Below are 25,077 nucleotides of genomic sequence, written 5' to 3' on the forward strand. Positions count from 1 at the left end.
GAAGAGAAGATCCTAAATATTTTACGTTGTTGACTATTTTTTGAAAGGTTTAAATGGTGTTCCCGTGTCCAAAGACTTATCTTTGAGGGTAAAAGGAAAGTATGGCAGTTGTTTTGCTAAGCATGATTAAACACACGAAATGAAAAAGATCAATATTGTAACGGCATCACTGGCCATGCTGGTATTTGCAAGCCTAAATGTTAGCGCACAGATTAAGCTGAGTGATATATTTAAAAAGATAACCGAAAAACAGGGCACCACAACAGCAGCTACCGGAACACCTTCTACTTTTGAAATAGGACAGGGCATTAAAGAAGCGCTACAAATTGGTGTTTCTGCAGGTGCTGACAGGCTTTCGCTAAAAGATGGCTTTTTGGGTAACCTGGCTGTTAAAATCCTGATGCCTCCGGAAGCACAAAAAGTTGAAAAAACATTGCGTAGTATAGGTTTGAACAAACTTTGCGATAATGTGATTGTAAGTTTAAACCGTGCCGCTGAAGATGCGGCTACCGAAGCGAAGCCTATTTTTATATCAGCCATTAAACAAATGACTTTAACCGATGCAACGAATATCCTTTTAGGAAACAAAGATGCAGCTACCGAATATTTTAAAAGGGTAACCACCGCACAATTGATGCAAAAATTTAGCCCGATTGTAACCACCAGCCTGAATAAGGTAAATGCCACCAAGTATTACAGCGATTTAACTACACAATACAACCGCTTGCCTTTGGTAAAACCCGTAAATACCAACCTAACGGAATACGTTACGCAAAAAGCAATAGATGGTTTATTTGTTGAAGTGGCTAAGGAAGAACTCAAAATTAGGGGTAACCTGAGCTCAAGAAGCACTACATTATTGCAAAAGGTATTTGGTTACGCGGATAAGAAAAAGATTTAATCTGTTTAATTGTGGCTCAGGAGGACACGAACTGTAGCGGAAAGAATCAATTGCCTCGGTCTGTGTGCTCACACACCGAAATTAGAAAGTTTGTATTAAGTAAAATATAGCTTCCCGAGCTTATCCGGAACAACAGAGCCAAAAACTATTTGTAAAATTGTACATGATGAAGTTCAACAAACCATTTGCTTTAGCTTGTATTGCAATGGTATTAACTGCTTGCAATAGCAACAAAACCGAAGAAAATGCCAAAGCCGTTTTAGATACTGTTTCGTTAAGCAGTAAAAATTTCGCGCTGGCTTATCAGGATGGAGATAAAATTGTAGCCACAAGTATTGATACGATGAAACAGATTTCATTTGGTGGCGCTACCGATCCGGCGATTTCCCCGGATGGAAATAAACTGGCCTATACCCTGAGCGATTCTACCGGGAACAGGTCAATTTGGATTGCCGATATGGAAAACAAAAGCCAGGGCAAATTGCAGGTAAACAGCCATAATTATTATCAGGCCATGTGGTCGGCTGATGGAAGCGCGATCGCTTTCAATATTTTTAACAGTAAAAACCTATGGAAGATAGGCGTAATTAAAACCGATAACTCGGGATATGTGATGCTCGATAGTGCATCTAAAATAAATGTTTATGCCCCAACCTGGAAAAATGAAAAGGAAATCATCGGGCAGGACCTTAATAACCTGTACACCTTTGATCTAACAGGAAAGTTAATCGATACCAAACCGATAGCCGATTTGATCGGGAAGGAATTTTCCATCGCAAGTAGTAATCGTTTCTTTTATACAAGAGATGGAGCCAAACTGATTTTTAATGCAGGGAATAACGATGTTCTGGACGGATTGACAGGACCGAGTGAAGCCGTTTATGTTTTAGATCTGGCCAGTAAAAAAGTAACGCGGATTTCGCCAAAAGGTATAAATGTTCCTTATGTTTTTCTTACTGCCGATGACCGGATCTTTTACAGCGGCGCTGAAAAACCTTTCACACAGAGCAAAATATATGTTGCTGATTTAAACGGGAATGTTAAAACGATAGTGGATAAAGGAAACAATCCAACGGGTGCATTGAAATAATCCGCATGATCATGCCAAATAAAACAAGAATTGTTATTGTAGGAATTGGTGGCGTGGGTGGGTATTTCGGAGGTTTATTGTCTAAGAAATACAGCAGTGCAAATGATGTGGAAGTTGTTTTTGTTGCCCGCGGCGAACATTTAAATGAGATACAAAAAAAGGGTTTAACGGTAATAAACGGCAACGAAAGTTTTATCACTCAGCCATTTTTAGCTACTGATGATTATGGTAAGATTGGCCTGGCCGATTATGTGATCATCTGCAGCAAAAGCTACGATTTAACACAAACCATCGAAAAGTTAAAACCCTTAATTAACCGCAAAACGGTATTATTGCCACTTTTAAATGGCGTTAGTGCAAGCGATCAAATTTTAGAAACCCTGCCACATGCAAATGTTTTGAAAGGCTGTGCTTTTATCGTTTCCAAAATCAAATCACCCGGCATCATCGAAAATTCCGGCAATATTCAAAAACTGTCTTTTGGGATGGATGGGCCACTTAGTGATGCGGTTTTACAGCTGAAAAATTTAATGTTTGATGCCGGAATCGATGTAACGGTTTCGGATAAAATCTCTACCGCCATCTGGGAAAAATTTATATTTATTTCTCCTACGGCCACTTCCACCTCTTATTTCGATAACACCATTGGAAAGGTACTGGAAGAAAATCTTCAAACGGTCATGAAGTTAATTGAAGAAGTGAAAAACCTTGCCCTGGCTAAAGGCGTAAGCATCAGTGGTGACATTTCGGATAAAACATTAAATACGATGAAATCGATGCCCTATGAGGTTACTTCATCCATGCACCGCGATTATCTCAACCAAAAACCGCAAACAGAAGTAGAAGCATTAACAGGCTACATCGTACGCGAAGCCGAAAAACTTGGCATGGCTACGCCAACTTATCATAAACTGTACGAAGGATTGCTCAAAAGAAAACCATTGTAAGTCGCTAAAAATCAGGTTGATTTGATCAAAAATGCCGATTTTATGAAAAAAGTAAAGAAAATTTAAAGTAATATTGAGTTTCATCCGTTTACTGGGTTATTAAGCAAAATTTAGTGCCAACAAACGAACCTCAAAATATCATTTCAACGGTTGCCAATTATGGTAAACGCTTATTCAGTTTCATCCGTGGAAGGGTGAATACGGATGAGGATGCAGAAGATATTTTACAGGATGTTTGGTTTCAGCTCAGCAACCAACCCGAAGCAGGTGCCATCGAGCAGATCAGTGGCTGGTTATATCGGGTGGCCAGAAATAAGATCACCGATAAATACCGCAAACAAAAAGAAGAATCGTTAGAAGATTTTACTTTCGAAGGGGAGGATGGTGAAATCAATTTTAAAGAAATTTTACTAGCTGAGGCTTACTCACCCGAAGAAGAGAGTTTAAAGAAACTATTCTGGGATCAATTGTTCTTGGCGCTTGAGGAGCTGCCCGAAAATCAACGTTATGTATTTGTTCAGAACGAACTCGAAGAACGTACCTTTCAGGAGCTGGCAGATGAGAGCGGAGAGAATATCAAAACATTAATATCAAGAAAAGGTTATGCGGTAAAACATTTGCGTAACCGCTTACAAAATTTATATCAGGAATTTATTAACTATTAAATTTACAGACATGATGAATAGAAATTTTAATCGCGGTAAGAAATTCATGTTCTTTTTCCCTGTAGCGGTGCTTATTGCAGCGGTACTGGGTTACGTAGTTATGTCTTTATGGAACTGGATTTTGCCGGAAGTAGCCCATGCAGGGCGGCTTAATTATTGGCAGGCCCTTGGTTTGCTCGTGCTTTGCAGAATATTGTTCGGAAATTTCAATAAAGGAGGGCATGGTGGCGGCGGTTTCCGTGAGCGTGCCCGGGGAATGCGGGCCAAATGGGATTCGATGAACGAAGAGGAGCGGGCAAAATTTAAAGAAGAATATAAACGGAGATGTGGCGGATGGGGCCACCACCGAAATAAGGAATAGGCAAAGGCTCCGAAGAAATTCGGAGCTTTTTTGTTTTATCTATTTCTCCGTTATTCTGAACATCGTGCAAGCCTCTCCGCGAATCGTCATCTCGACCGCAGCAACGCGGAGTGGAGAGATCTATCAAGATAGATTTTTAGTAGAGTGGTCCGTCTTTCCCGCGCAGGCGGGAATCTTAAAGCGCTTGCATTACGATTCCCAATCGAGTTGGGAATGACGACTCCTGGTAGGCTAACATTATTTATTCTATCGGTTGGTGTCTCACCGACCGAAAGGGTAACGACTAAAAGATCCTTCATTGCATTCAGGATGACAAAATTCTTTAGTCAATAAAAAAATCAAAATAATTTAAAGTAAAAATAAAGGTTCGCCGTCTTCCTATATAAATAACAAAAACAACAGTGTTGGTAACTCAACTCATTTACGGTGAATTGATTACCATGCTTTAAAATTATAAGGAATGAAAAAAATATTAAAAACCATAGGATTCGGGATTGTACTTGGTACAGTCGCTTTCTTCATACCATTTGTATTCAAATTTATATTGGCCATCATGCTGATCGGTTTAATGTTCAGGATTTTTATCGGCGGGAGACGCCATTATTTCCATAACCGCTTTAACGGCTTCGAAAATTATTATAACCCTATTGTACCGATTGATAACCAATGGTACAGACCAACCGTACAAGGCAATGGAACAGTTAACAATATTAACATAAATGATTAAGCGCCATGAGAACATTTAGAATATTACTGGCACTGGCTGTTGCCGCAGGAACTTTTTACAGCTTAAATGTACTGGCCGTTCAGAATGGATACCGCGATCGGTTAGATTTTAAAAACAGGCATTATCATGATGATTGCCAGCAAGAACATCATAGAAACCATAATTACAGTCACCACAGCAGAAAAATGGACGATACCATGATTACACCTGTTGACAGTATAAATCCATTAAAAAGATAGCGTTATGTCACAGGTACTTTTTTTAAGCGATCCATCTCAGTCTGATGTCAAACCGATTTTGGGCATGGCAAACGAACTGATTACCCGGGGGGAGAAGGTAACTTTCTTTAGCTCGGATGAGTTTAAAGCCCCTATAGAACAAATTGGTGCAGACTTTAAAGCCTACAACAAAGAACTGAATATTTTTCAGGGGAAAAAGGCTATTGATGAAGAAGAGAAACCTAAATCGGGATTGATCAGCGCACTTCTTGAGCCCATGAAATTTATCGATGATATTTTGGTTCAGATAAGGGGTTTAAAATTTGACTATGCCGTTTTCTCGCCGGCATATCCCTACGCAAATATCATCACGCAGCTGTTGGGTATCCCTAAAACGGAGCAGGCAGTTTACAACTAATATTGGCTTAAGCCGATGAATTAATAAAATAAAATAACAATTAAAATTAAATAAAATGTACAACGAACATAGATGCCATTCGGGCAAGATGCATGGTCGCTTCGGCGCAGGAGAGGGAAGATTTGGAAGACACTTTGGTGGTCCTTTCGGTCACCATAAACACGGTATGTTTAACCAGGGCTTTAGAAAAGTGCCTGTAAACATAGAAGAAACAGAAAGCAGCTTTATTATTGAGCTTTTTGCACCGGCTTTGGTTAAAGAGAACTTAAAAGTGACTACCAAAGACGATGTATTAACCGTTTCTTACCAAGCGAAAGAAGAAGCCGATTCAGCTAAAAAGTATAGCCGTAGAGAATATAGCAACGGCACTTTCGAAAGGGCTTTTGGCTTAAACGGAAAGGTTTTAGCAGAAAATATTTCAGCCAGTTATGCTGATGGAATTTTGAAGGTTACACTACCTAAAAACCCTGAAACGAATACACCAGAGAAAGATATTCTGGTAGACTAAGTTTCGTCTATTATAATTTCCAGGCCCCGATTGTTTTAAAGCAGTTGGGGCTATTTTATTTAATTTCAACAGGCAGGAATACATTCGATATTGCTTTTCATATTACCAGGCAAAGGGATATTGAAATGCAGTTTGCTATTAGCGGTATTTTAAGGTACTTTTGCTAAAAGACATAAACACAATAGATTGAATTTTAACGACTTTAATTTTAACCCCGATTTATACGAAGGTTTAATGGCCATGGGGTATAAAAGCGCTACTCCAATACAAGAACAAGCCATCCCGGTAATTTTAGATAATCATGATCTGATTGCCTGCGCGCAAACCGGTACCGGAAAAACAGCCAGCTATTTATTACCCGTAATGGATAAAATTAGCAAAGCGGCTGACAGACATAACAATACCTTGATCCTGGCTCCAACACGTGAGCTTGCGCAACAGATTGATTTACAGGTAGAGGCGCTGGCTTATTTTACCAATATCAGTTCATTAGCAGTTTACGGCGGCGGAGATGGTATTGCCTATGAACAGCAAAAACGTTCTATGCGCGAAGGCGTAGATATTATTATTGCTACTCCGGGCAGGCTAATGGCACATTTATCTTCAGGCGTGCTAAAACTGGAACATTTGCAGCATTTGATTTTAGATGAAGCCGATAGGATGTTGGATATGGGTTTTTACGACGATATTATCCGCATTATTAGCTACCTGCCAAAGAAAAGGCAAACGCTTTTATTCTCCGCTACAATGGCACCGAAAATAAGGACTATGGCGGGCAAGATTTTGCACGAACCGAAGCAGATTACCATTTCAATTGCTAAACCTGCTGAAGGAATAGATCAACAGGCCTATAATATTCATGATCAGCAGAAACAGGCTTTATTAACCGATATTTTTAAAAGCGGACAATATAAAAGCAGCATTATTTTTGTTTCGACCAAGGATAAAGTAAAAGCTTTATTTAAAACTTTTAAAGGATTAGGCATCAAAGCCGAAGCTTTTCACTCCGATTTGGGGCAGAAAGAACGCGAAGATATTTTACTGGCTTTTAAAAACCGCAGGTTGCCAATTTTAATTGGAACGGATGTATTATCCCGCGGAATCGATGTAGAGGGAATCGACCTGGTCATCAATTATGATGTTCCCGGCGATCCGGCCGATTATGTACACAGGATTGGTCGTACCGCAAGAGCTGCAACCAAAGGAACAGCTATTACATTGGTTAACGGAAGAGATAAACGTAAATTCGATAACATTGAAAAGTTAATTGAGAAGGAAGTTCCCCGGATGCCATTGCCAGAAAGTATAGCTGCAATGGAAATTACACATGTGGAGGAAAAAAAACCGCAGCATAAAGGCAAGAAAAAGGTTTGGCACAAAAAGAAAAAACCAAAACCTTCTGCTTAAAAATGTAAAATGTAATATGGATGATTGATCTAGCGATAGGAGATTCATCCATTTGCTTTTAACCTGTGCTCCATCATTGATTTTTGCTTTGTGATGTTTAACGAACATTTATCGAGTTCAAGTTTTTAGATTAATTCCGAGCTATTCAAATGGCAAACTTCATTCTTATCGGTTTATGCATTGTGGCGGGGATTCTTTTCAGAAAAAGTAAATCGCTTCCCAAAGATGCACACAAAGGCATTAACGCTTGGATTATCTACATTGCGCTGCCAGCAGTTTCGTTTAAATATCTGCCACATATTACCTGGACTAAAGACCTATTGTTTCCAGCACTGGCACCAATTTGTATCTGGCTATTTGGCTGGTTGTTTATCACGCTTTATAGCCGCATCCAGAATATGAGTAAAGCCACTTCAGGCGGCTTAAAACTAACCAGTTCTTTAAGTAATACTTCATTTGTAGGTTTCCCGTTAATTGTGGCCTATTTTAGTGAAAAAGAACTGGCTGTAGCCATAATCTGCGATCAGGTTACCTTTACGCTTTTGTCTACCATTGGCATTATTGTAGCCATCCGCTCATCACAGCATCAAAAGTTAAGCCCGAAACTGGTGCTGAAAAAAGTATTAACCTTTCCGCCGCTTATTGGTTGCGTTTTGGCGCTAAGCCTCCCACATTTTATTAATCTTTCTTCACTTGATCCGTTATTCGAGAAACTGGCTGGTACGGTTGGGCCGCTGGCGCTGTTTTCAATCGGTTTACAGCTAAAATTTGGCGGTTGGTTCAGTGAACTAAAACACATCAGTTTTGCTTTATTATACAAACTGATATTAGCGCCACTGGTTGTTTTGCTTCTGGCACTTGTTTTAGGTATGAATGGCATGATAACCAAAATAACCATTTTCGAAATGGCTATGCCAACGCTATTAACTGCAGGTGTGGTAGCCGATCAGTATAATCTTAACCCTAAGCTTTCTAATCTGGTTGTTGGGATCGGGATTTTATTGTCTTTTATGACCACGGGTTTATGGTGGCTGGTATTGACCTACTCGGGTTTAGTTTAATTTATCCCGTTTTTAACCACAAAGTACGCGAGCGCAGAGGAAGTCTTATGCGCTTAGTTTGATTAACATTTACCCCCCGTGATCAATTTTAACACAATTTCTTACCACGATCGTCATGCTGAACTCGTTTCAGTATCTTTCTTGCTAGGATAGGCCCTGAAATAAATTACCTTCGGTGAGCTCGCTTAAAGCTCGGGTTACTGCGTAGCTTTCCGCTGCGCTACAGGTCAGGGTGACGACCATTAGGTCTTGCGAAAACCTTCGTGTTCTTTGCGGTTAAACCCAACAAAAAAGCCGCAAAATTTCTTCTGCGGCTTCCTGAATAATTTAGGTTTAATTACAACGCTAATTTTTTAGAAATTGCAGCTGGAATCCCTGCTTTGTTTAATAATATTGCGGTTGTTTTATATTTTACATAGTTTTTCGTTACGTATAAATATCCTTTATAATCGTTGCTTGCTCCCCAGGAGTTTTTAACGATATAATATTCTTTACCGGTTTGATCTTTGGCTAAACCCACAATGTGCATCCCATGATCATCAGTAGTTTGATAGTTGTCGAAAGCAAGCTGACGGTTCTCCTGGGTAATTTCCATCTCTGGCTGCGGGCCGTTAAACATATCTGCTTTTTGTTTAGCTGTCATATCAGCGAAAGGTGTTTGCGGAACAAAAGCCACACCGTTTTTCCAGCTGAAGTTTTTTTCGCTTACATCTGTAGCCCAGGCAACAGTATAACCACCTTTTAAAGCGTTATCAATAATGTCGGTTAACTCATTCACTTTAACATTATAAACCTGATCAAAAGACCAGTTATCAGGCACTAACAAAGTAAATTTACTATAGAAAGGATGATCATTAAACGATGAAAGTTCTACATAGTTGTCGGCATTTAAACCTACCACTTCCTGAGCAAAAGTTTTTGGTGTGTATTTTTTGCCATTGTAGGTAAAGTTTTCGGGTACAGCGCCTAAATAAGCGTCAATTACACCGGTATAAGCTTTTAACCAGTTTGGCGTTAACTCGCCATTTGCATTCTTTACAACAGCTTCTAAAACACCTTTTTCGATATCGCCAAGTTCTGCAGTTTTATTAATTTTAGTGCCGTAATTTAATCCGGTGTATACTTCCTGTGGAACCGCACCATATTTTCTGTACATGTTGATTACATCGTGCAAAGCACCACCATCGCCTAATGAAACTGCACCATGCATACGCACGTAATTTTTACCTTTTTCTACATAAGCATTGCGGGCCGAAAAAAGTTGAGATAAGGTTACGGGTTGTTTCCCCGCTTTAATCATTTCTGATTCTAAAAATGAGTTGGTAGAATAACTCCAGCAAGTACCTGAAGAACCCTGGTTTTGAACTGGTGTATTGGCCAGGTTAATCACTTCGGTGAACTTAAAAGAAGCAGCACTGTTTTCGCTTTGGTTGTTTTTTAAAGAATTAACGAGATTGTCTTGAGCATAAGTCGCGGATATAGATAACGACAAAGCCAAACCAATCACACTGATTTTTGTGTAGTTGATCATTTTTTTATGAATAATTAATAATTCAGCGAATGTAAAAATACTTGTTCATTTGACACCAGAAAGTTTGTAATAAATCGATAACATTTATCATTTTATTGCAACAATGTTGAATTAACATTCTGGCAAACTGATTGGAATATTGGTTGCCAAGCCTCCATCAGATGTTTCTTTGTATTTGGCATTCATATCGAGGGCGGTTTCCCACATGGTATTTACCACTGCATCTAAGCTTACTTTTGCCTTATCGGGATTGCTTTGCAGGGCGAGCTGACTAGCGGTGATGGCTTTAATGGCGCCCATGGTGTTTCTTTCGATACAAGGGATCTGTACCAGGCCTCCAATCGGATCGCAGGTGAGGCCCAGGTGATGTTCCATGGCAATTTCTGCTGCCATTAAAACCTGCCTTTGCGAACCGCCCAAACACTCTGTCAGCGCTGCCGCAGCCATGGCTGAGGAAACGCCAATTTCGGCCTGACAGCCGCCCATAGCAGCTGAAATTGTTGCTCCTTTTTTGAAAATACTGCCTATTTCTGAAGCGCAGGCAATAAACTGCATGATTTTTTCTTCGCTGTAACCATCGCAAAAGGTAATAAAATATTGTAGTACGGCTGGAATTACTCCCGCAGCACCATTGGTAGGGGCGGTTACCACGCGACCAAATGATGCATTTTCTTCGTTAACGGCTAGTGCAAAACAGCTTACCCAGTCTAAAGTATAATTAAAACCATTTCCACCTTTTCTAATGGCTTCTACCCAGCTATTGTAATCTGAATATTCACTTTTGCCAATTAATCGTTTATTTAGCGGAAATGCCCTTCGCGCCACATTTAACCCGCCGGGTAAAAAACCTGTGGTATGACATCCGCGATAAATACAATCGCTCATTACCGCAAAATGTTGTAAGATGCCTTTTTTGGTCTCCGCTTCAGTACGCCAGGCCAATTCATTTTCCATTACGATTTCGCTCACCTTTAAGCCGGTAGATAAACACCAGTGTAAAAGGTCTTTTGCTTTTTCTACAGGAAAAGGAAGGTCTACCTGTGGTTTTTTACTGTTGTCTTCTCCTTCTTTAACCACAAAACCACCACCAATAGAGTAGTAGGTTTCTGAAAATGCTTTTCCGCCCTTTAAAAATGCCTGAAAAGTAACCGCATTTGGGTGGAAGGGCAAACTTTCGGCAAAAAGAAAAAGTAGGTCATTATCGTAATCAAAATCAATGATTAAATGACCAGCAAGATTTAATTTCTGATCTCTTTGGATGCTTTCGAAAGTAGGTGTAACGGCATCCACATCAAAAGTTACCGGATCGGCACCTGTTAAACCGAGTAGGATAGCGACATCAGTTCCGTGGCCTTTACCTGTTTTGGCAAGTGAACCATAAAGCAATATTTTTATCCCTTCAATTTCATCAATCAAATGGTTTTGAGCAAGCGAAGCTGTAAACTGTTGTGCAGCCCGCCATGGACCTAAGGTATGTGAGCTGGATGGGCCTATGCCTATTTTAAAAATATCGAAAACTGAAATCTGTTCCTTGATCATTATGAATATAGTTATACAAAGCTATGATTGTTTTATGATTTTGGATGAATTAATTTTGGCCGAAGATGAAAATATTTTACCTTAGAAATATCTGATATCAACGCTCATAATGAATTTCAATAAGTATTACCAAACCATTAATTTGGATGACTGCCGTGCAACTACAGTCAAGAGATTTGCCAATTACCTTATCGATTTAGTTGTTTGCTATATCATCGCCTTTGGTGTTGCCATCACGCTAAGGTTTATCAGTCCAGAACTTTTAAATGGTTTTGATGAATTATCAATCCGCTTGATTTTCCTGTTGATTTATGGCCTTGTGATGTTTATGACGGAGGCCATGTTTAATGGAAGATCATTAGGAAAATTAATTACAGGAACAAGGGCAGTAGATGCAAATGGTAATGACATCACTCTTCAAAAGGCATTTATACGGAATATAGTAAGGGCCATCCCTTTCATCGCCTTTAGTGCATTGGGCCGCCCTTGTGCACCATGGCACGACAACTGGTCAAACACGATTGTGATTGAAGAGAAAAAAGTAGCACTACAGCAACAGAAAGTAGATTTGTTTGCTACGGTTAAAAATCAAACTCTATAATATCATCATCTTTAAGCATCCGCTCCACAAATTTCTGATGGTTTTGCGGGGTACCTGTAGCTGTCCAGTTTCCGGTGATGATATTATCCACCAGTTGGTGTTTCCCACGTTGGGGTTTAAGTTTGCTTTCGCGGAAAACCTCCTCATAGCTTTCTAAATTGCCGTGTGTATGCTGTTTTTTAACGATACGGTAAACCCTTTTGGTAAAACGACGGTCGCCAATTTCTTCTAAAAAGGGAAAAATAATCAGCGCCAGTAAAACCACAATGGTAACGCCTATTGCCTGTTCGTAATAACCTGAGCCTACAGCCATTCCGATGGCGGCAACAATCCAGATAATGCAGGCAGTGGTAAGCCCTTTAACGCGGTTTTCTTCTTTAAAAATTACCCCGGCACCTAAAAAACCTATTCCGGTAACAATGTTCGAGGCAATACGATCCTGACTGGTTGGTCCGATTTTGATGGACAGGATGGTAAACAGGGTAGCACCCAAACCAATCATCATCATGGTTTTAAGTCCGGCAGATTTACTTCTGTACTCGCGTTCGGCACCAATGATGCCACAAAGTAGGGTAGCCAATAAAAATTTATTGATTTCACTCTGTGTAATGAAATGGTTTTGGTCTATGATTTCGTTCATCGCCTTGAATTATCACAGGCAAATTAATAAAAATCATAACATCTTAGGCCATTTGCCCGGCCACCATTTGAACTATTTGGAAAATATTTTTCGTAACCCACACCAATTTCGGATGTTCCGCCGGTATTGGTGTAGTTGATTTTAGATGTTGTGGCATCATGACTGATGCCTAACCTGAATTTCTCGCCGTTTGTTCTGCGGTTAAATATATCGAAGATTACAGAAAATACAATGGCATCATTCCCGTTCGAATTGCCATCATTTCGGTACCATATGCCTGCATTTATTCCGGCGTATTTATACTGTGTGCCGACGCTGAATGATTTTACATTGCCCTGTTTGTAGGCAACAATGGAAGGGATCAGGTAACTTCCATCCCGATCATACTGGTCAGGGATCAGGGTGAGTTTATAACTTAAATTCCCCGATATGCGCATCGGTAATTTCGCCTGGAAACCGGAGAGCGATTCGTCAGGACGGTTAAGGTGATGGACAGCAAGCCCCATCATAAATTTTTTATAAACGAGATTGGCTCCTGTATTGGCGTCAAAATAAAAACGGCTATCAACGCTTGGCCGCTCGGCGCCAGAAATACTGCCCGGAATATAACCGGTATTGATATCGATCTGATCGCCAAAAACAAGTTTATCCCAGTTTAATTTCTGATTGGTGATGCCACCCTGTAATCCAAAGGAGAGTGCAAAATCATCACCCCCGATAATATAAGCATAACTCAGCGCGATGTTATTCTTTACCAGGTAGGCCGTACCCTCGCTGCTGCGGTTAAAAATTAAACCGATACCACTGTTAAACTGGTGAAGGTTTAAATCACCAGAAGCACTCATGTAGGAAAAATCGCTGGCTAAACCCGTCCATTGGTTTCGGTATAAGGCATTAAACCTAATGTCGCCCTCAAACTGACCTGTTAAAGCCGGATTTAAATAAACAGGGGCATTGTAAAACTGCGAATAAATGTGATCCTGCGCTGAAACGATTAAAGGCAGCACTAACACAAACCAAAATAATATTATCCCTCTCCTCATCATCTTATTAAATATATTACACCCGTTTTCCTTGGAGGAGATGAATCGTAAGTCATTCCTTTCCAATCGCTGCCATTAATAAATTTTATATCTACTTTCCAGTAATAAACACCTTGTGGTTGTTCCTGTCCTTTATAAGTACCGTCCCAGCCCTCCAGCGGTGCGCCATCGTCGAGTTTGGTGGTTTCCCAAAGTAATTGCCCCCATTTGTTAAAAACAGACATCTGCCATTCTTTAATGCCACGGCCTTTTGCTTTAAAAACTTTGATTTCGTTCTTCGCACTTGCAGGCATAAATGAATTGGGGATGTTTAAGTAGCCCGGTACGCCGATAATCCTTACTGATTGGAAAGTGCTCGAAGAACAACCTTCTTTGTTCAGCACTTTTAGCGTTACATTATAAGTGCCTTCGTTGGCATAGGTGTGGTTTGGGTTTTGTAGGGTTGATCCCGATCCATCACTAAAAGTCCATTCCCAGCTTACGGCATTGGTACTGATATCTTTAAAGGCAAATGAATAGTTGGGAATGGATAATTCATTCCCGGGGCTAACGGTGAATGTGGCCACTGGTGGCGCAACAATGTGGATAAAATCGGTTTTTGTTGTAGGGTTAGAACAACCCAATGCATTGATTGCTGTTAAGGTTACAGTATAACTTACATCTGATCCGGTGTAAGTATGCTGTGGCTCAAACTCAGTTGAGGTTGGAGAACCATCGCCAAAATCCCATAGATAGCCTACTGCACCAACACTGGTGTTTTTAAACTTAACTGCTAGATTGCTGCAGCCAGAGGTTTTATCTGCAGTAAAGCCTACTGTTGGCTGAGCTAAGATGGTAACAGTTTCTGTCGTGAAACTATGTGAACAGTCGTTTTCCGCGTCTAACCTGATGGTATATTTTCCAGGTTTGGTAAAGGTGTACGGATAAACACCTGTAGAGCTGGAGAATGCGGTATTGATTTCACCGGTATCTTCATTGGTAAAAGTGTAAAGAAATCTGCTCGCTCCACTGGTATTGTTTACAAAATTAACAAGGAAAGGGGCGCAGCCTTTTTTCTCATTTCCATTTACCACCAGTTCTGCAATAACATTGTTTGGTGAAACTACAATAGTGCTATTAGAAGTGCTTATTCCGCAAGCATTTTTTGCAGTCATCGTTACTATAAAATCCTTAACGATAAGCGTTTTAAAGGTATGGCTTACCGTTCTTCTATCTGGATAGGGTTCTGGGGTAGTGCCATCACCAAAATCGTAGGTATAGGTTGTGCCCACACTTTCTGGAGAAGTATTGCTAAAGTTTACAAGCAGATTAGAACATCCTGTTGTTTTATCGGGCGAAAACATAGAAACAGGTTCTGCATGCACGATAACTTTTGCGTTTTTTATAATTGGAGGACCACATGGTGTGGTGGTTTCTAGGGTAACTTCATAAACAATGTCTTTTCCGGTTGGGTCTGCCAAAAAAGTTTGAGCTGGTGGTTGGGCTAAAGTTGATGTTTGTCCATTGCCAAAAATCCATTTAAATGCTGCGCCGGTAAGTGGGGTCGTGGTATTTGTAAAAGTAACATTAAGTGGGCCGCAACCTTCAGATATACTTGGAGTAAAAGAAGGCGTAACTACGGGAAGCGTGCTAAATACCTCACTTTTTTCATCCGTATTACAGCCCAAACTACTTGTAACAATCAGTTTTATGGTTACGCTTTCATTTCCATTCATGATGGTATAACCCGGAAATGTTGGTCCTACGCCGATCTGTACATTGTTGGCAAACCAGGTATAAATACTGTTCCTATCGGGATATAAAGTTGCGGCAATATTGTTTGCATCTAGAATAAAAGGGGCACAGCCAACATTTTTATTATAGGTAATTTCTGCCTTAGCATGTGGATTAACTGTTATCTTAACCTGGTTGCTTAAGTTGTTGCTGCAAGCTCCGCTGCTTAACGATCGGCGGTAATAAATGCTTACAGTTGGTGTCGGAGGCGTAAAGTTTACACCATTTGCCCCCAGCACATCGCTCCAGGCTGTTCCGTTTAAGCTCGATTGCCATTGATACACATAAGTTCCGCTGCCACCACTTGGCGTAGTACCGGTTAAAGCTGCTGCCGATGTACCAATACAGATGTTTTGATCGGCTGTAATAACATTGTTCGTTAAGCCTGGTAAAACAATAACCTGTAGCGAATTACTGATTGAAGTGCAGATGGTGCTGTTTACCAGTCTTCTGAAATAAGTTGAGGAGTTTACGATTAGGGTTAAATCCTTATTAATGGCCGAAGGAACATTGCTCCAGGTATTTCCATCCGCACTGCTCTGCCATTGATAGGCAAAAGTTCCGGTTCCGCCTGTTGGGGTATCGCCGGTAATGTTGATGCTTTGTCCGGCACAAACCGGCGCTGTTGATGCGGTAATATTATTGGTAACAGGCGAATAATAGGTGACGGTTACATCATCTACAGATGGTGGACAGCCATTGAAGCCAGAAATGGTCCACCGGAAAGTGTAAGTTTGTCCTGGTACCAGACCAGTAACCGTGGTGTTGTAAAGCGTAGGATCGGTGATGGTAATGCCGGTTTGTGCTGAAGTTAAAGTCCACGCACCACTGTTCGGCGAAGGATTATTGCCATTTAAAGTAATACCGTTTCCACTGCAAAGGTTTTGATCTGCCCCTGCATTGGCCGCAACAGTGCCCGGATTTACCGTGATGGTGGTTACGGTTGATAGGGCCTCTGCACAACTACCACTTTGAATTACCGCACGGTACAGGGTGGTTATGGTAAGGTTTGAAAATACATATGGATTTGCTGTAGAGGTAAGGGTAGACCAGTTTGTACCGTTATCGATAGATCTTTCCCAACGGATAATATTTCCAACCTGCCCGCTTAAACTGATGTTTCCGCCATTTGCACCTGCACATACACTCACATCGCCTGTGGTTGTGCCGCCAACACTGAGCGGGTTAACCGTGATCCTGACATCATCACCCGAAGTAGCGCAGTTGGTGTCGCTTATGGTCCACCTTAAAGTATAGCTATTCCCCGCCTGCAGACCAGTGATTGTTGTATTGCCCTGCGTATCATCAGCAAAAGTTATGGCCGTAGGTGCTGTAACGATTGTCCATTTGCCTGTGCCAACTACTGGTATATTTCCTTTTAAGGTGTAAGCGCTTGCGTTACAAATGGCTTCATCCGGCCCGGCATTTGGCAGTGTTGCACCTGGCAAAACCGTAATGGTAATGCTGCCTGGTGTGCCAGGGCAGCCATTTGTAGAGACAGGTGTAATGGTATAAGTTACCGTACCTGCAGTGGTGCCTGTATTGGTTAAGATATCGTTAATTTGTGTTCCTGCAGATGGGATTGCTCTATTGCTGTTTCCGGTTATTGCTCCGGTGATCGCACTGGTATAAGTATAATTTACACCCGTTAGGTTTGCTGTTAAGGTAATGGCCGATGAAGTGGCATTACAGATGCTTGCATTGGCGGCAGTAGGTGTTACAATAGGATTGGGTTTAATGGTCACCACCAAATTAAAGGGCGTTCCATCGCAGCCATCGAAATGAGGAGTGATGATATAAGTTACGTTTGCGTCGGCACTTGGATCGGTATTGCTAAGGATATCGTTAATGGCTCCGCTTCCGCTGGCAGTATAGCCAGTTGCTGACGCGGTTCCGGTAGCGGTCCAGGTGTAGGTTACACCCGCGACCGCAGAAGCAGGTGTATAGGCAACATTATTACCCGTACAGATGGTTTTAGCTGCTGCGCTCGTTAAACTGATATTGGGTTTTATTTTAAGAATAATATCGTCGTCAATCTGGTTGCAGGGTGCCGCCAGTGCGGTGGTAACCCTTAATCGTAAGGTCACCGTACCCGCTGCTTTTTCAGCTGCGGTTGGCGTGTAAGTCGCATTCAAATCGTTTCTGCTGGGGGTAAAGGTTCCCAGTCCGCCAATCCAGGCTTGTGTGGCAGTAGCGCCGGTTATGGTTCCGCTAAGCGTAAAGCCCGGGTCGTTAAAACAAATGTTTTGATCAGGTCCAGCGCTAATCACCGGTGCAGTACTGAAGGTTAGGATTTGGGTATCGCTTGCGGTACCGCAATTGTTTTTGTGCACAACCGTTACGGTATAGGTATCATAACTATCAAACTTGATGGATGGATATTTAGAATTGGCGGTTGTACCTCCGGTAAAACTATAAGTTCCTGTGCCTGATGGAACAACTGTCCAGGTATAACTGTCTGGTAAATCTTTTGTAGTGCCGGTAATTAATGTTTTGGTTGGCCCTGTTGTGGTATTGTTAAAATCGTAAGTGGCCAGGTTACACAACGTAATATCGGGCGATAGTGTAGCTACGGGATTCGCATTAACCACAACAGTTTGTGGTAAGCTGGTAATTACTCCACACGACGGCGTACTGATGCTTAAAGTGATGGTATAGGTGCCCGGACTGGTAAAATTGAACTCCGGTTCTTTGCTTGCTGCATTTGTACCACCTGTAAAAGCCACAGCAGGTGTAACTGACCATGAATAGTTATTGGCTGCATTGCAGATATTATCTAAAACAGAAAGATCGGTCGCTTTTAATGTTGTTCCGGCACAAATGGTTGTTGAAGGTAAACTAAAATCGGGTTTGGGCGGATCCTGGATACAGATTTTCATTTCTACGGGATCGGCATCACACTCGCCTGTAATGTTTTTAGATTCTAGGCGGATAGTATATTCTCCATGGCTTGGAAACTTGTATACAAAATTGTATGATTTTGGTTTATCAACTTCTTTAATCACCCCATCAACATACCAGTTATAGGTTACGTTATTGGGTGTACAGGCTGCGGTATTGGTGTTCGGATTTTCGCCCAGAATAGAGGTGTTCACAAAGGTGATGTTGGCATTTGTACACCCGGGGGTATTAAAGGCAAACGAATTTATCGGTTTTACCACCACTTTAGCCGAAGAAGAAACAGGCGTGCCCATGGTGGTACAGAATGCATTCGATACATTAATAGATACATCAAAAGCGTTGTAGATTGTGCCCGCACTGGAGGTGGAAACACTTCCGCAAGAGGATCGGGTATAAGCATGTGTAACCTTACCGCCATCGGCAATAATCTCACAAAGGGTGTAGGTGGATGTCGTTTGATCTCCCCAGGTAATCGTATAAATGTCTCCGGGGAAGTTATTTTGAATACCTGCGCTCGAACTTACATCTACACTAAATGTTAAGGCGCCCAGTGGCAAACAAACCACGGTATTGCCCGAATTGGCAAAAGCGGTTATTGCTTTATTGTTGATGAGCAGATAAGCCTTGGTTGCTACAGACCCATCGGGCATTACGGCTTTGGTATAAATGGTATAATGTGTCTGCTGGGCCGTAAAAGGCTGTATGGCTGTAGGGAAATTGATTAAAGTTGGGCTCCCTCCATTTACCTCATCGGTTATGCTAGCGGTAACCGTGCTGTTTGCTGTAGAAGCATTTGTAAGGAAAAAAGCATTATTGGCTTTGCTGGTGCAGGTACCAAAAGTTTCGTCGTTTGCGGGGTTTAATAACGTTGAGGTTAATTTTGCTTCTACTGCAGGTCCGGCCTTTATTTCAAACGCCGTAGAGGCAGTGCTTGTGAAGGCCGGAGCAGTTGATTTTATCCTGACCTTGTAACCTGTGCCGGGTGTAAGGCTTGCAGGAAGTTTACCGTTTATATAAGTCGTATAAAAACCCGTGTAGTTGCCTATGAGTGTTTCGGCGCCAAAATTTCCGTTCTGATCGGATAAATAGAGCTGAAATTGATTTCCTTGAGCCGCACAGCCTGCGCTAATGCTAAAAGGAACTGCAATGGTACTGCCCGGGGTAAAAGGCCCTGCATCTACTGAGCCTATGGTAATTTGGGCGAAAACATTTGACGTGAACAAAAATGCCCCAAAAAACAGGACAAAAGAAAGCCATTTCCTCGTACAACGAATCTTCATAAATCTCTAACACTAGGGAATGATTTTATTGCGTTCTGGAAGCTTTGTTTGTTCAACTTTGCTTAATCCAATACCAGAAATGAGTATTCGGCCTAAGACGCGTCAATAAATATTCGTTACAAAGAACGTAATTTTTGCATTACAGTGCCAAATTTTTACACCAACTTTAACTAAATGAGTAGGTTACAGCGCTGATAAAGCTTCGTTTTTGCTATAACAAAGCATAAAAAAACCCTCAAGGCATTATACCTTGAGGGTGTATTTTTACACGAAATCGTTTCGTTATAGAATGGTTATTACATCATACCACCCATACCGCCGCCGCCCATTGGAGGCATTGGAGCACCACCTTCTTCAGGTTCGTCTGCTAAAACAACTTCTGTAGTTAATAACATCGCTGCAATAGAAGCTGCATTTTCTAATGCTACACGACTTACTTTAGTTGGGTCGATAACACCGGCACCAATTAAGTTTTCGTAAACATCAGTACGTGCATTGTAACCGAAATCGGCTTTACCTTCTTTAACTTTTTGAACTACGATAGAACCTTCAATACCTGCGTTTTCGCAAATTTGACGTAATGGCTCTTCGATAGCGCGACGGATGATCTGGATACCTGTATTTTCATCTTCGTTAGCACCTTTTAGGTTAGCTAAGGCTTCAACCGCACGGATAAAAGCAACACCACCACCAGCAACAATACCTTCTTCTACAGCCGCACGGGTTGCATGTAAAGCATCATCAACACGGTCTTTTTTCTCTTTCATTTCAACCTCACTAGCTGCACCTACGTAAAGAACCGCAACACCGCCAGCTAATTTAGCTAAACGCTCTTGTAATTTTTCTTTATCGTAATCAGATGTAGTTGTTTCGATCTGAGATTTAATTTGGCTAACACGAGATTTAATATCATCTGAGTTACCAGCACCGTTAATTACAGTTGTATTGTCTTTATCAACAACAACTTTCTCAGCAGAACCTAAGTAAGTTAAATCAGCATTTTCTAATTTGTAACCTCTTTCTTCTGATACTACAATACCACCAGTTAAGATCGCGATGTCTTCCAACATGGCTTTTCTTCTGTCGCCAAAACCTGGTGCTTTAACCGCAACAACTTTTAACGAACCGCGGATTTTGTTTACTACCAATGTTGCTAAAGCTTCGCCATCTAAATCCTCAGAAATGATTACCAATGGTTTGCCTGTTTGAACAGTTTTTTCTAGAACCGGTAACAATTCTTTCATGTTACTGATTTTTTTGTCGTAGATTAAAATGTAAGGATTTTCTAATTCAGCTTCCATTTTATCTGCATTGGTTACAAAATATGGAGATAAATAACCTCTGTCAAATTGCATACCTTCTACTGTTTTAACTTCAGTTTCGGTACCTTTTGCTTCTTCAACCGTAATTACACCATCTTTACCAACTTTGCTCATGGCCTCAGCAATTAACGAACCGATCACCTCGTCGTTATTAGCCGAAATAGACGCTACTTGTTTAATTTTATTGTTATCATCACCAACCGCTTGCGATTGAGATTTTAAGTTTTCTACAACAGCAGCAACCGCTTTATCAATACCACGTTTTAAATCCATTGGGTTTGCACCAGCAGCAACGTTTTTAATACCTGTAGTAATAATCGCCTGCGCCAATACAGTAGCCGTAGTTGTACCATCACCAGCAATATCAGCTGTTTTTGAAGCTACTTCTTTAACCATTTGAGCACCCATGTTCTCTACTGCATCTTTCAATTCGATTTCTTTTGCAACCGTAACACCATCTTTTGTGATTGCCGGTGAACCGAATTTTTTATCGATAATTACATTACGGCCTTTTGGACCTAAGGTTACTTTTACTGCATTTGCAAGAATATCAACACCTCTTTTCAGGGCGTCGCGTGCTTCTACGTTATATTTTACTTGTTTTGACATTTTAAGAATATTTTAAAGTTTTAATGTTGGAAGGTTGAAATATTTCAATCCTCCGATTTATGTTAACATTACAACGTTTTAACATTGCAACATTTTAATTTTTACCCAACAACCGCGTAAATATCAGTTTCGCGCATAATTAAGTAATCTTTACCTTCATAAGGGAATTCGGTACCACCGTATTTACCATAAATTACAACATCGCCAACTTTTACACTTGCTTTTTTACCTTCAGCATCTTCTTCAGAAACAGAAACTACAGTTCCTTTAGATGGTTTTTCTTTTGCAGTATCAGGGATATACAAACCTGATGCAGTTTTTTCTTCTGCCGCAGCCGGTTCAACTATTACTCTGTTCGAACTGCCAGCAATTGGTTTAAGGTTTAACGCCATAACTTTTATTATTTTTTTATTTTGATTTGAGTTTTTTAACTAAGCTTACAATTAACACTTTTTATGCCAAGCGGTTTTGAGGGACAAATTTTCACCAAACTGTCAAACTTTTTACCCTAATTGAGAATGTGGGTGTCAGCATGGCAGTAAGTTTTAGTTTTTTGAGCCAGATTTATTATTGAATCACCGCTTGTCATTCGGGCAGAGTGATAAGAAGTCGAGAACCACGATTGCTCAGCGAAGCTAAATCTGCCTGGTTAGCGCGCTCCATTCTATCCGATAGCTATCGGGTCGGGATGAGGGCTGGGTGATTGAAATGAGTTTAGGTTTCGCCCATTTTATATCGCTTTCTCTGTTAAATATTTCCAGTACCTTTTGGGCACATGCTGTAAATGCAGTTTGGTGTTTTTTCGGGCGACAATATTCGCACTTTTAAAATAATCTTTCCAGAGCGTTGCGTATAAAACTTCGCTATCGTCCATTAAAACCGGTGCCGGGTTTTGTTTATTTACCCCATTGCTAAAGCTGATCGTAATTTCTTCCACCGCAGTTAAATTATAATGGAGGCCATATTTGCGTTTTAAATCATAAATTACCCATGGCTGATCGGCATAACGGTTTTTAAAATGGTTGGATATCAAGGGCAACACATTAAAATCAGGATCTATATTCGCATAAAATATCCCGTCGCCGGTTTTCTGAAAACGAATAAAGGCTTCCATCCTGTGTTTTTCCCTTTCTACACTTTTGGCATATTTAGCCAATGCAATTACATGCGGATTGCCATAATTACTTTCTGCACCCGGTTGATTTTGAAAAATGTATAGGGTAAACTGAAAGAGGTGGTTATAAGCCTCCGGAATTTCTGATAAATAACTGCAATAGTATTTGCGCTGCCAGTCTTTTTTGAGTTTCTTTTGTAGTCCAGCCCAAACCCGGTCAGCCTTTTCTGTATTGGTGATCACGGTAAAGCTTTCTACAAAGGCTTCGGGTTGAAAAATCGAGGTAGATTTTAGCATCACCTTTCCCGGCTTGCGTTCGAACCATTCGAAAACAGCAGTTAATAAACCCTGAAAAGTGCCATCAAAAATGTAAGTCATATTTATATTGACAGGTTTTATATCGGTCGTCATTCCCGTGCAAGCGGGAATCTTAAAGCTAGGGCATTAAGATTCCCAATCAAGTTGGGAATGACACGTCTCCTTAATCGGACAGTACTTTTAAAACAAAATCATCTGGTTACTATCTGTTTTTAAATATTTACTCTGGCTTTCTGCCAAAATAAAAGCTTTAATCTGAGTGCCCTGATAATCTTTTAACTGATAGGGGCTGTCTAGACAAATAATAAAGTGTTTGGCCCGGTTATAAGCCACGCCGATTTTTTTTAACTGATCAATCCTCAATTTCCCAAACTTACGGGCCTGTACAATTTTTTGAGCCGACATTACGCCAATACCTGGAATCCGGAGAATCATTTTATAATCGGCCGTATTAATATCAACAGGGAAATGATGCATATTGCGGATGGCCCAGCTTAATTTTGGATCGATATCTACATCAAGATTTGGATTGGCATCGTTTAAAATTTCCTGTACTTTAAATCCATAAAACCGCATTAGCCAATCGGTTTGGTACAACCTGTTTTCTCTTAACAATGGCGGCTGTGTGCCTAGGATAGGCATGCGGGTATCATTACTGATAGGCACATAACCGGAATAGTATACCCTTTTTAAAGCGAAATTTTTGTAAAATGCATTTGCGGTATACATAATATCCTTGTCACTTTCGGGAGTGGCACCAATTACCATTTGGGTGCTTTGCCCTGCAGGAACAAATTTAGGTACATGCCTGATTAACTTTTTATCTGCCGAAAACTGTGTAATTTGTTGCTGAACAAAGGCTAAAGGTTTAATAACGTCTTCATGATTTTTTTCCGGGGCCAAAAGTTTTAAACCTGCTTCAGTTGGCATTTCTAAATTAATGCTCATCCGGTCGGCGTATAAGCCGGCTTCCTTAATCAATTCGTCGCTGGCGCCCGGAATGGTTTTTAAATGGATATAGCCATTATAGTTCTGCTCTAATCGAAGTTTTTTAACCACTAATAATAACCGCTCCATGGTAAAATCGGCATTTTTGAAAATCCCTGAGCTTAAAAACAAACCTTCAATATAATTGCGGCGATAAAAATTCATGGTCAGTTCTACCACTTCATCTACGGTAAAGGCTGCGCGTTTTACATCGTTACTTTTCCGCGAAACGCAGAATAAACAATCGTATATACAATGGTTGGTTAAAAGGATTTTTAACAGCGAAACACATCGGCCGTCTTCAGTGTAAGTATGGCAAATGCCCGATGTGTGGCTGTCGCCAAGTCCTTTATTGGTGTTTTTTCTCGTGCCGCCGCTTGATGAACAAGAAACATCATATTTAGCGGCGTCAGCAAGAATATTTAATTTTTCACGAATTCGATCAGACATAGGAATGTATTTACTAACAAAGATAGTTTAATAACTAAAAATATTAGCAAATAGATTTGTTTAACCTATTCTATTTTGGAATAATAGTAACTAAAAACTGTTTGAGGGATTAAGCTTTCTGCTTATTGGCAGTTGATGCGCAATATTATAGCTTTCCTGATAGTATTGCAGTTCAGAAAAGAAGCGATCTGCTTCGATTTCATGGTTTTTAAGCGGACTAAAATTGGTTACGAAATCGGGGTTTTTAAATGCAATTTGATAAAAATAGCCTCCATTGTGGTTATCGAACATTTCGGTTACGCTGCTTACGTTTTCCCAGCCAGAAAAAAACTCGGTCCTGCGGTATAAAAATGAAGTGCTTTTTAACTTAAAGCTGATACCTTTTTCGCTGATTAAAATTTTACTATGGACAAAAATCTGTGTTTTGGTTATCCATAATAATAGGAGTGCCATTAAAATAATCGATAGGGAAACAAATATCAAAGTAGAAGTTTCTGAAAGCGATGAGGGTAAACTAAAAAGACAATACAACATTAAGGAAATGAAGAACACAGGAATGCCAACCATCGCGATTAACAAAACACTGTTTTTGTGGTATTTTAGCTTGTAGGGATGCATGAGAATTAATTTTTATAAAGTTAAGTCCTAATGCACCGTTCTGGAATA

At 40.6% G+C, this 25,077-nt stretch carries 23 protein-coding genes; 13 read left to right on the top strand and 10 right to left on the bottom strand.

Annotation, left to right across the window (positions count from 1 at the left end; translation table 11 throughout):
• The first annotated feature begins 139 nt into the window (after window positions 1-139).
• The 11 genes from CA265_21725 (at window position 140) to CA265_21775 (ending at window position 8,303) form a co-directional block, all read left to right on the top strand.
• A complete protein-coding gene (locus tag CA265_21725; protein ARS42132.1) occupies window positions 140-901 on the top strand; it encodes a hypothetical protein in 762 nt (253 codons plus the stop codon).
• A gap of 163 nt (window positions 902-1,064) precedes the next feature.
• On the top strand, window positions 1,065-1,991 hold the full coding sequence (locus CA265_21730) for a hypothetical protein (GenBank protein ARS42133.1): 927 nt from the start codon (window positions 1,065-1,067) through the stop codon (window positions 1,989-1,991).
• Between the two features lie 5 nt (window positions 1,992-1,996).
• On the top strand, window positions 1,997-2,938 hold the full coding sequence (locus CA265_21735; GenBank protein ID ARS42134.1) for a hypothetical protein: 942 nt from the start codon (window positions 1,997-1,999) through the stop codon (window positions 2,936-2,938).
• 113 nt (window positions 2,939-3,051) lie between these two features.
• Window positions 3,052-3,603 carry an RNA polymerase subunit sigma-24 gene (locus tag CA265_21740; protein ARS42135.1) on the top strand — a complete coding sequence of 184 codons (552 nt, stop codon included), beginning with the start codon at window positions 3,052-3,054 and terminating at the stop codon, window positions 3,601-3,603.
• A 13-nt stretch (window positions 3,604-3,616) separates the two neighbouring features.
• Entirely contained in the window at window positions 3,617-3,964 is a 348-nt protein-coding gene (locus tag CA265_21745; GenBank protein ARS42136.1) for a hypothetical protein, read from the top strand.
• 460 nt (window positions 3,965-4,424) lie between these two features.
• Window positions 4,425-4,691, top strand: coding sequence for a hypothetical protein (locus CA265_21750; GenBank protein ID ARS42137.1), 267 nt, complete (start codon window positions 4,425-4,427; stop codon window positions 4,689-4,691).
• Window positions 4,692-4,696: 5 nt separating this feature from the next.
• Entirely contained in the window at window positions 4,697-4,930 is a 234-nt protein-coding gene (locus CA265_21755) for a hypothetical protein (protein ARS42138.1), read from the top strand.
• Window positions 4,931-4,934: 4 nt separating this feature from the next.
• Window positions 4,935-5,327: a hypothetical protein gene (locus CA265_21760; protein ID ARS42139.1), complete on the top strand. Its 393-nt coding sequence runs from the start codon at window positions 4,935-4,937 to the stop codon at window positions 5,325-5,327.
• A gap of 55 nt (window positions 5,328-5,382) precedes the next feature.
• On the top strand, window positions 5,383-5,835 hold the full coding sequence (locus CA265_21765) for a hypothetical protein (protein ARS42140.1): 453 nt from the start codon (window positions 5,383-5,385) through the stop codon (window positions 5,833-5,835).
• 186 nt (window positions 5,836-6,021) lie between these two features.
• Window positions 6,022-7,242, top strand: coding sequence for an ATP-dependent RNA helicase (locus tag CA265_21770; GenBank protein ARS42141.1), 1,221 nt, complete (start codon window positions 6,022-6,024; stop codon window positions 7,240-7,242).
• A gap of 149 nt (window positions 7,243-7,391) precedes the next feature.
• A complete protein-coding gene (locus CA265_21775; GenBank protein ID ARS42142.1) occupies window positions 7,392-8,303 on the top strand; it encodes a transporter in 912 nt (303 codons plus the stop codon).
• 337 nt (window positions 8,304-8,640) lie between these two features.
• Here CA265_21775 and CA265_21780 read toward each other — a convergent pair whose 3' ends face one another.
• Entirely contained in the window at window positions 8,641-9,834 is a 1,194-nt protein-coding gene (locus CA265_21780; GenBank protein ARS42143.1) for an aminopeptidase, read from the bottom strand.
• 111 nt (window positions 9,835-9,945) lie between these two features.
• Entirely contained in the window at window positions 9,946-11,373 is a 1,428-nt protein-coding gene (locus tag CA265_21785; protein ARS42144.1) for an L-serine ammonia-lyase, read from the bottom strand.
• Window positions 11,374-11,482: 109 nt separating this feature from the next.
• Between CA265_21785 and CA265_21790 the strand changes: the two genes are divergently transcribed.
• The gene (locus CA265_21790) at window positions 11,483-11,974 is read left to right on the top strand and encodes a hypothetical protein (protein ID ARS42145.1); all 492 of its coding nucleotides are present in this window, start codon (window positions 11,483-11,485) and stop codon (window positions 11,972-11,974) included.
• Here the strand turns inward: CA265_21790 and CA265_21795 are convergent.
• From CA265_21795 to CA265_21830, 8 genes are all read right to left on the bottom strand, one after another.
• Complete coding sequence (locus tag CA265_21795) at window positions 11,955-12,614, bottom strand: magnesium transporter MgtC (protein ID ARS42146.1); 660 nt, start codon at window positions 12,612-12,614, stop codon at window positions 11,955-11,957. The two genes, CA265_21790 and CA265_21795, sit on opposite strands and share 20 nt — an antisense overlap.
• A 23-nt stretch (window positions 12,615-12,637) precedes the next feature.
• A complete protein-coding gene (locus CA265_21800; GenBank protein ARS42147.1) occupies window positions 12,638-13,660 on the bottom strand; it encodes a hypothetical protein in 1,023 nt (340 codons plus the stop codon).
• The gene (locus CA265_21805) at window positions 13,657-19,611 is read right to left on the bottom strand and encodes a hypothetical protein (protein ID ARS42148.1); all 5,955 of its coding nucleotides are present in this window, start codon (window positions 19,609-19,611) and stop codon (window positions 13,657-13,659) included. Before CA265_21805 ends, CA265_21800 begins: the two co-directional genes overlap by 4 nt.
• A gap of 296 nt (window positions 19,612-19,907) precedes the next feature.
• Window positions 19,908-21,542, bottom strand: a complete 1,635-nt coding sequence (locus CA265_21810) for a molecular chaperone GroEL (GenBank protein ID ARS42149.1) — start codon at window positions 21,540-21,542, stop codon at window positions 19,908-19,910.
• A 101-nt stretch (window positions 21,543-21,643) separates the two neighbouring features.
• Complete coding sequence (locus tag CA265_21815; GenBank protein ID ARS42150.1) at window positions 21,644-21,934, bottom strand: co-chaperone GroES; 291 nt, start codon at window positions 21,932-21,934, stop codon at window positions 21,644-21,646.
• Window positions 21,935-22,272: 338 nt separating this feature from the next.
• Entirely contained in the window at window positions 22,273-23,034 is a 762-nt protein-coding gene (locus tag CA265_21820) for a DNA metabolism protein (GenBank protein ARS43090.1), read from the bottom strand.
• Between the two features lie 120 nt (window positions 23,035-23,154).
• On the bottom strand, window positions 23,155-24,411 hold the full coding sequence (locus CA265_21825; protein ARS42151.1) for a putative DNA modification/repair radical SAM protein: 1,257 nt from the start codon (window positions 24,409-24,411) through the stop codon (window positions 23,155-23,157).
• A gap of 90 nt (window positions 24,412-24,501) precedes the next feature.
• A complete protein-coding gene (locus CA265_21830; GenBank protein ARS42152.1) occupies window positions 24,502-24,864 on the bottom strand; it encodes a hypothetical protein in 363 nt (120 codons plus the stop codon).
• Between CA265_21830 and CA265_21835 the strand changes: the two genes are divergently transcribed.
• The gene (locus CA265_21835) at window positions 24,836-25,021 is read left to right on the top strand and encodes a hypothetical protein (GenBank protein ARS42153.1); all 186 of its coding nucleotides are present in this window, start codon (window positions 24,836-24,838) and stop codon (window positions 25,019-25,021) included. The genes CA265_21830 and CA265_21835 overlap by 29 nt on opposite strands.
• Window positions 25,022-25,077: the final 56 nt, after the last annotated feature.

This window comes from Sphingobacteriaceae bacterium GW460-11-11-14-LB5 (genome assembly GCA_002151545.1).
In the GTDB taxonomy this organism is placed as follows: Bacteria; Bacteroidota; Bacteroidia; order Sphingobacteriales; family Sphingobacteriaceae; genus Pedobacter.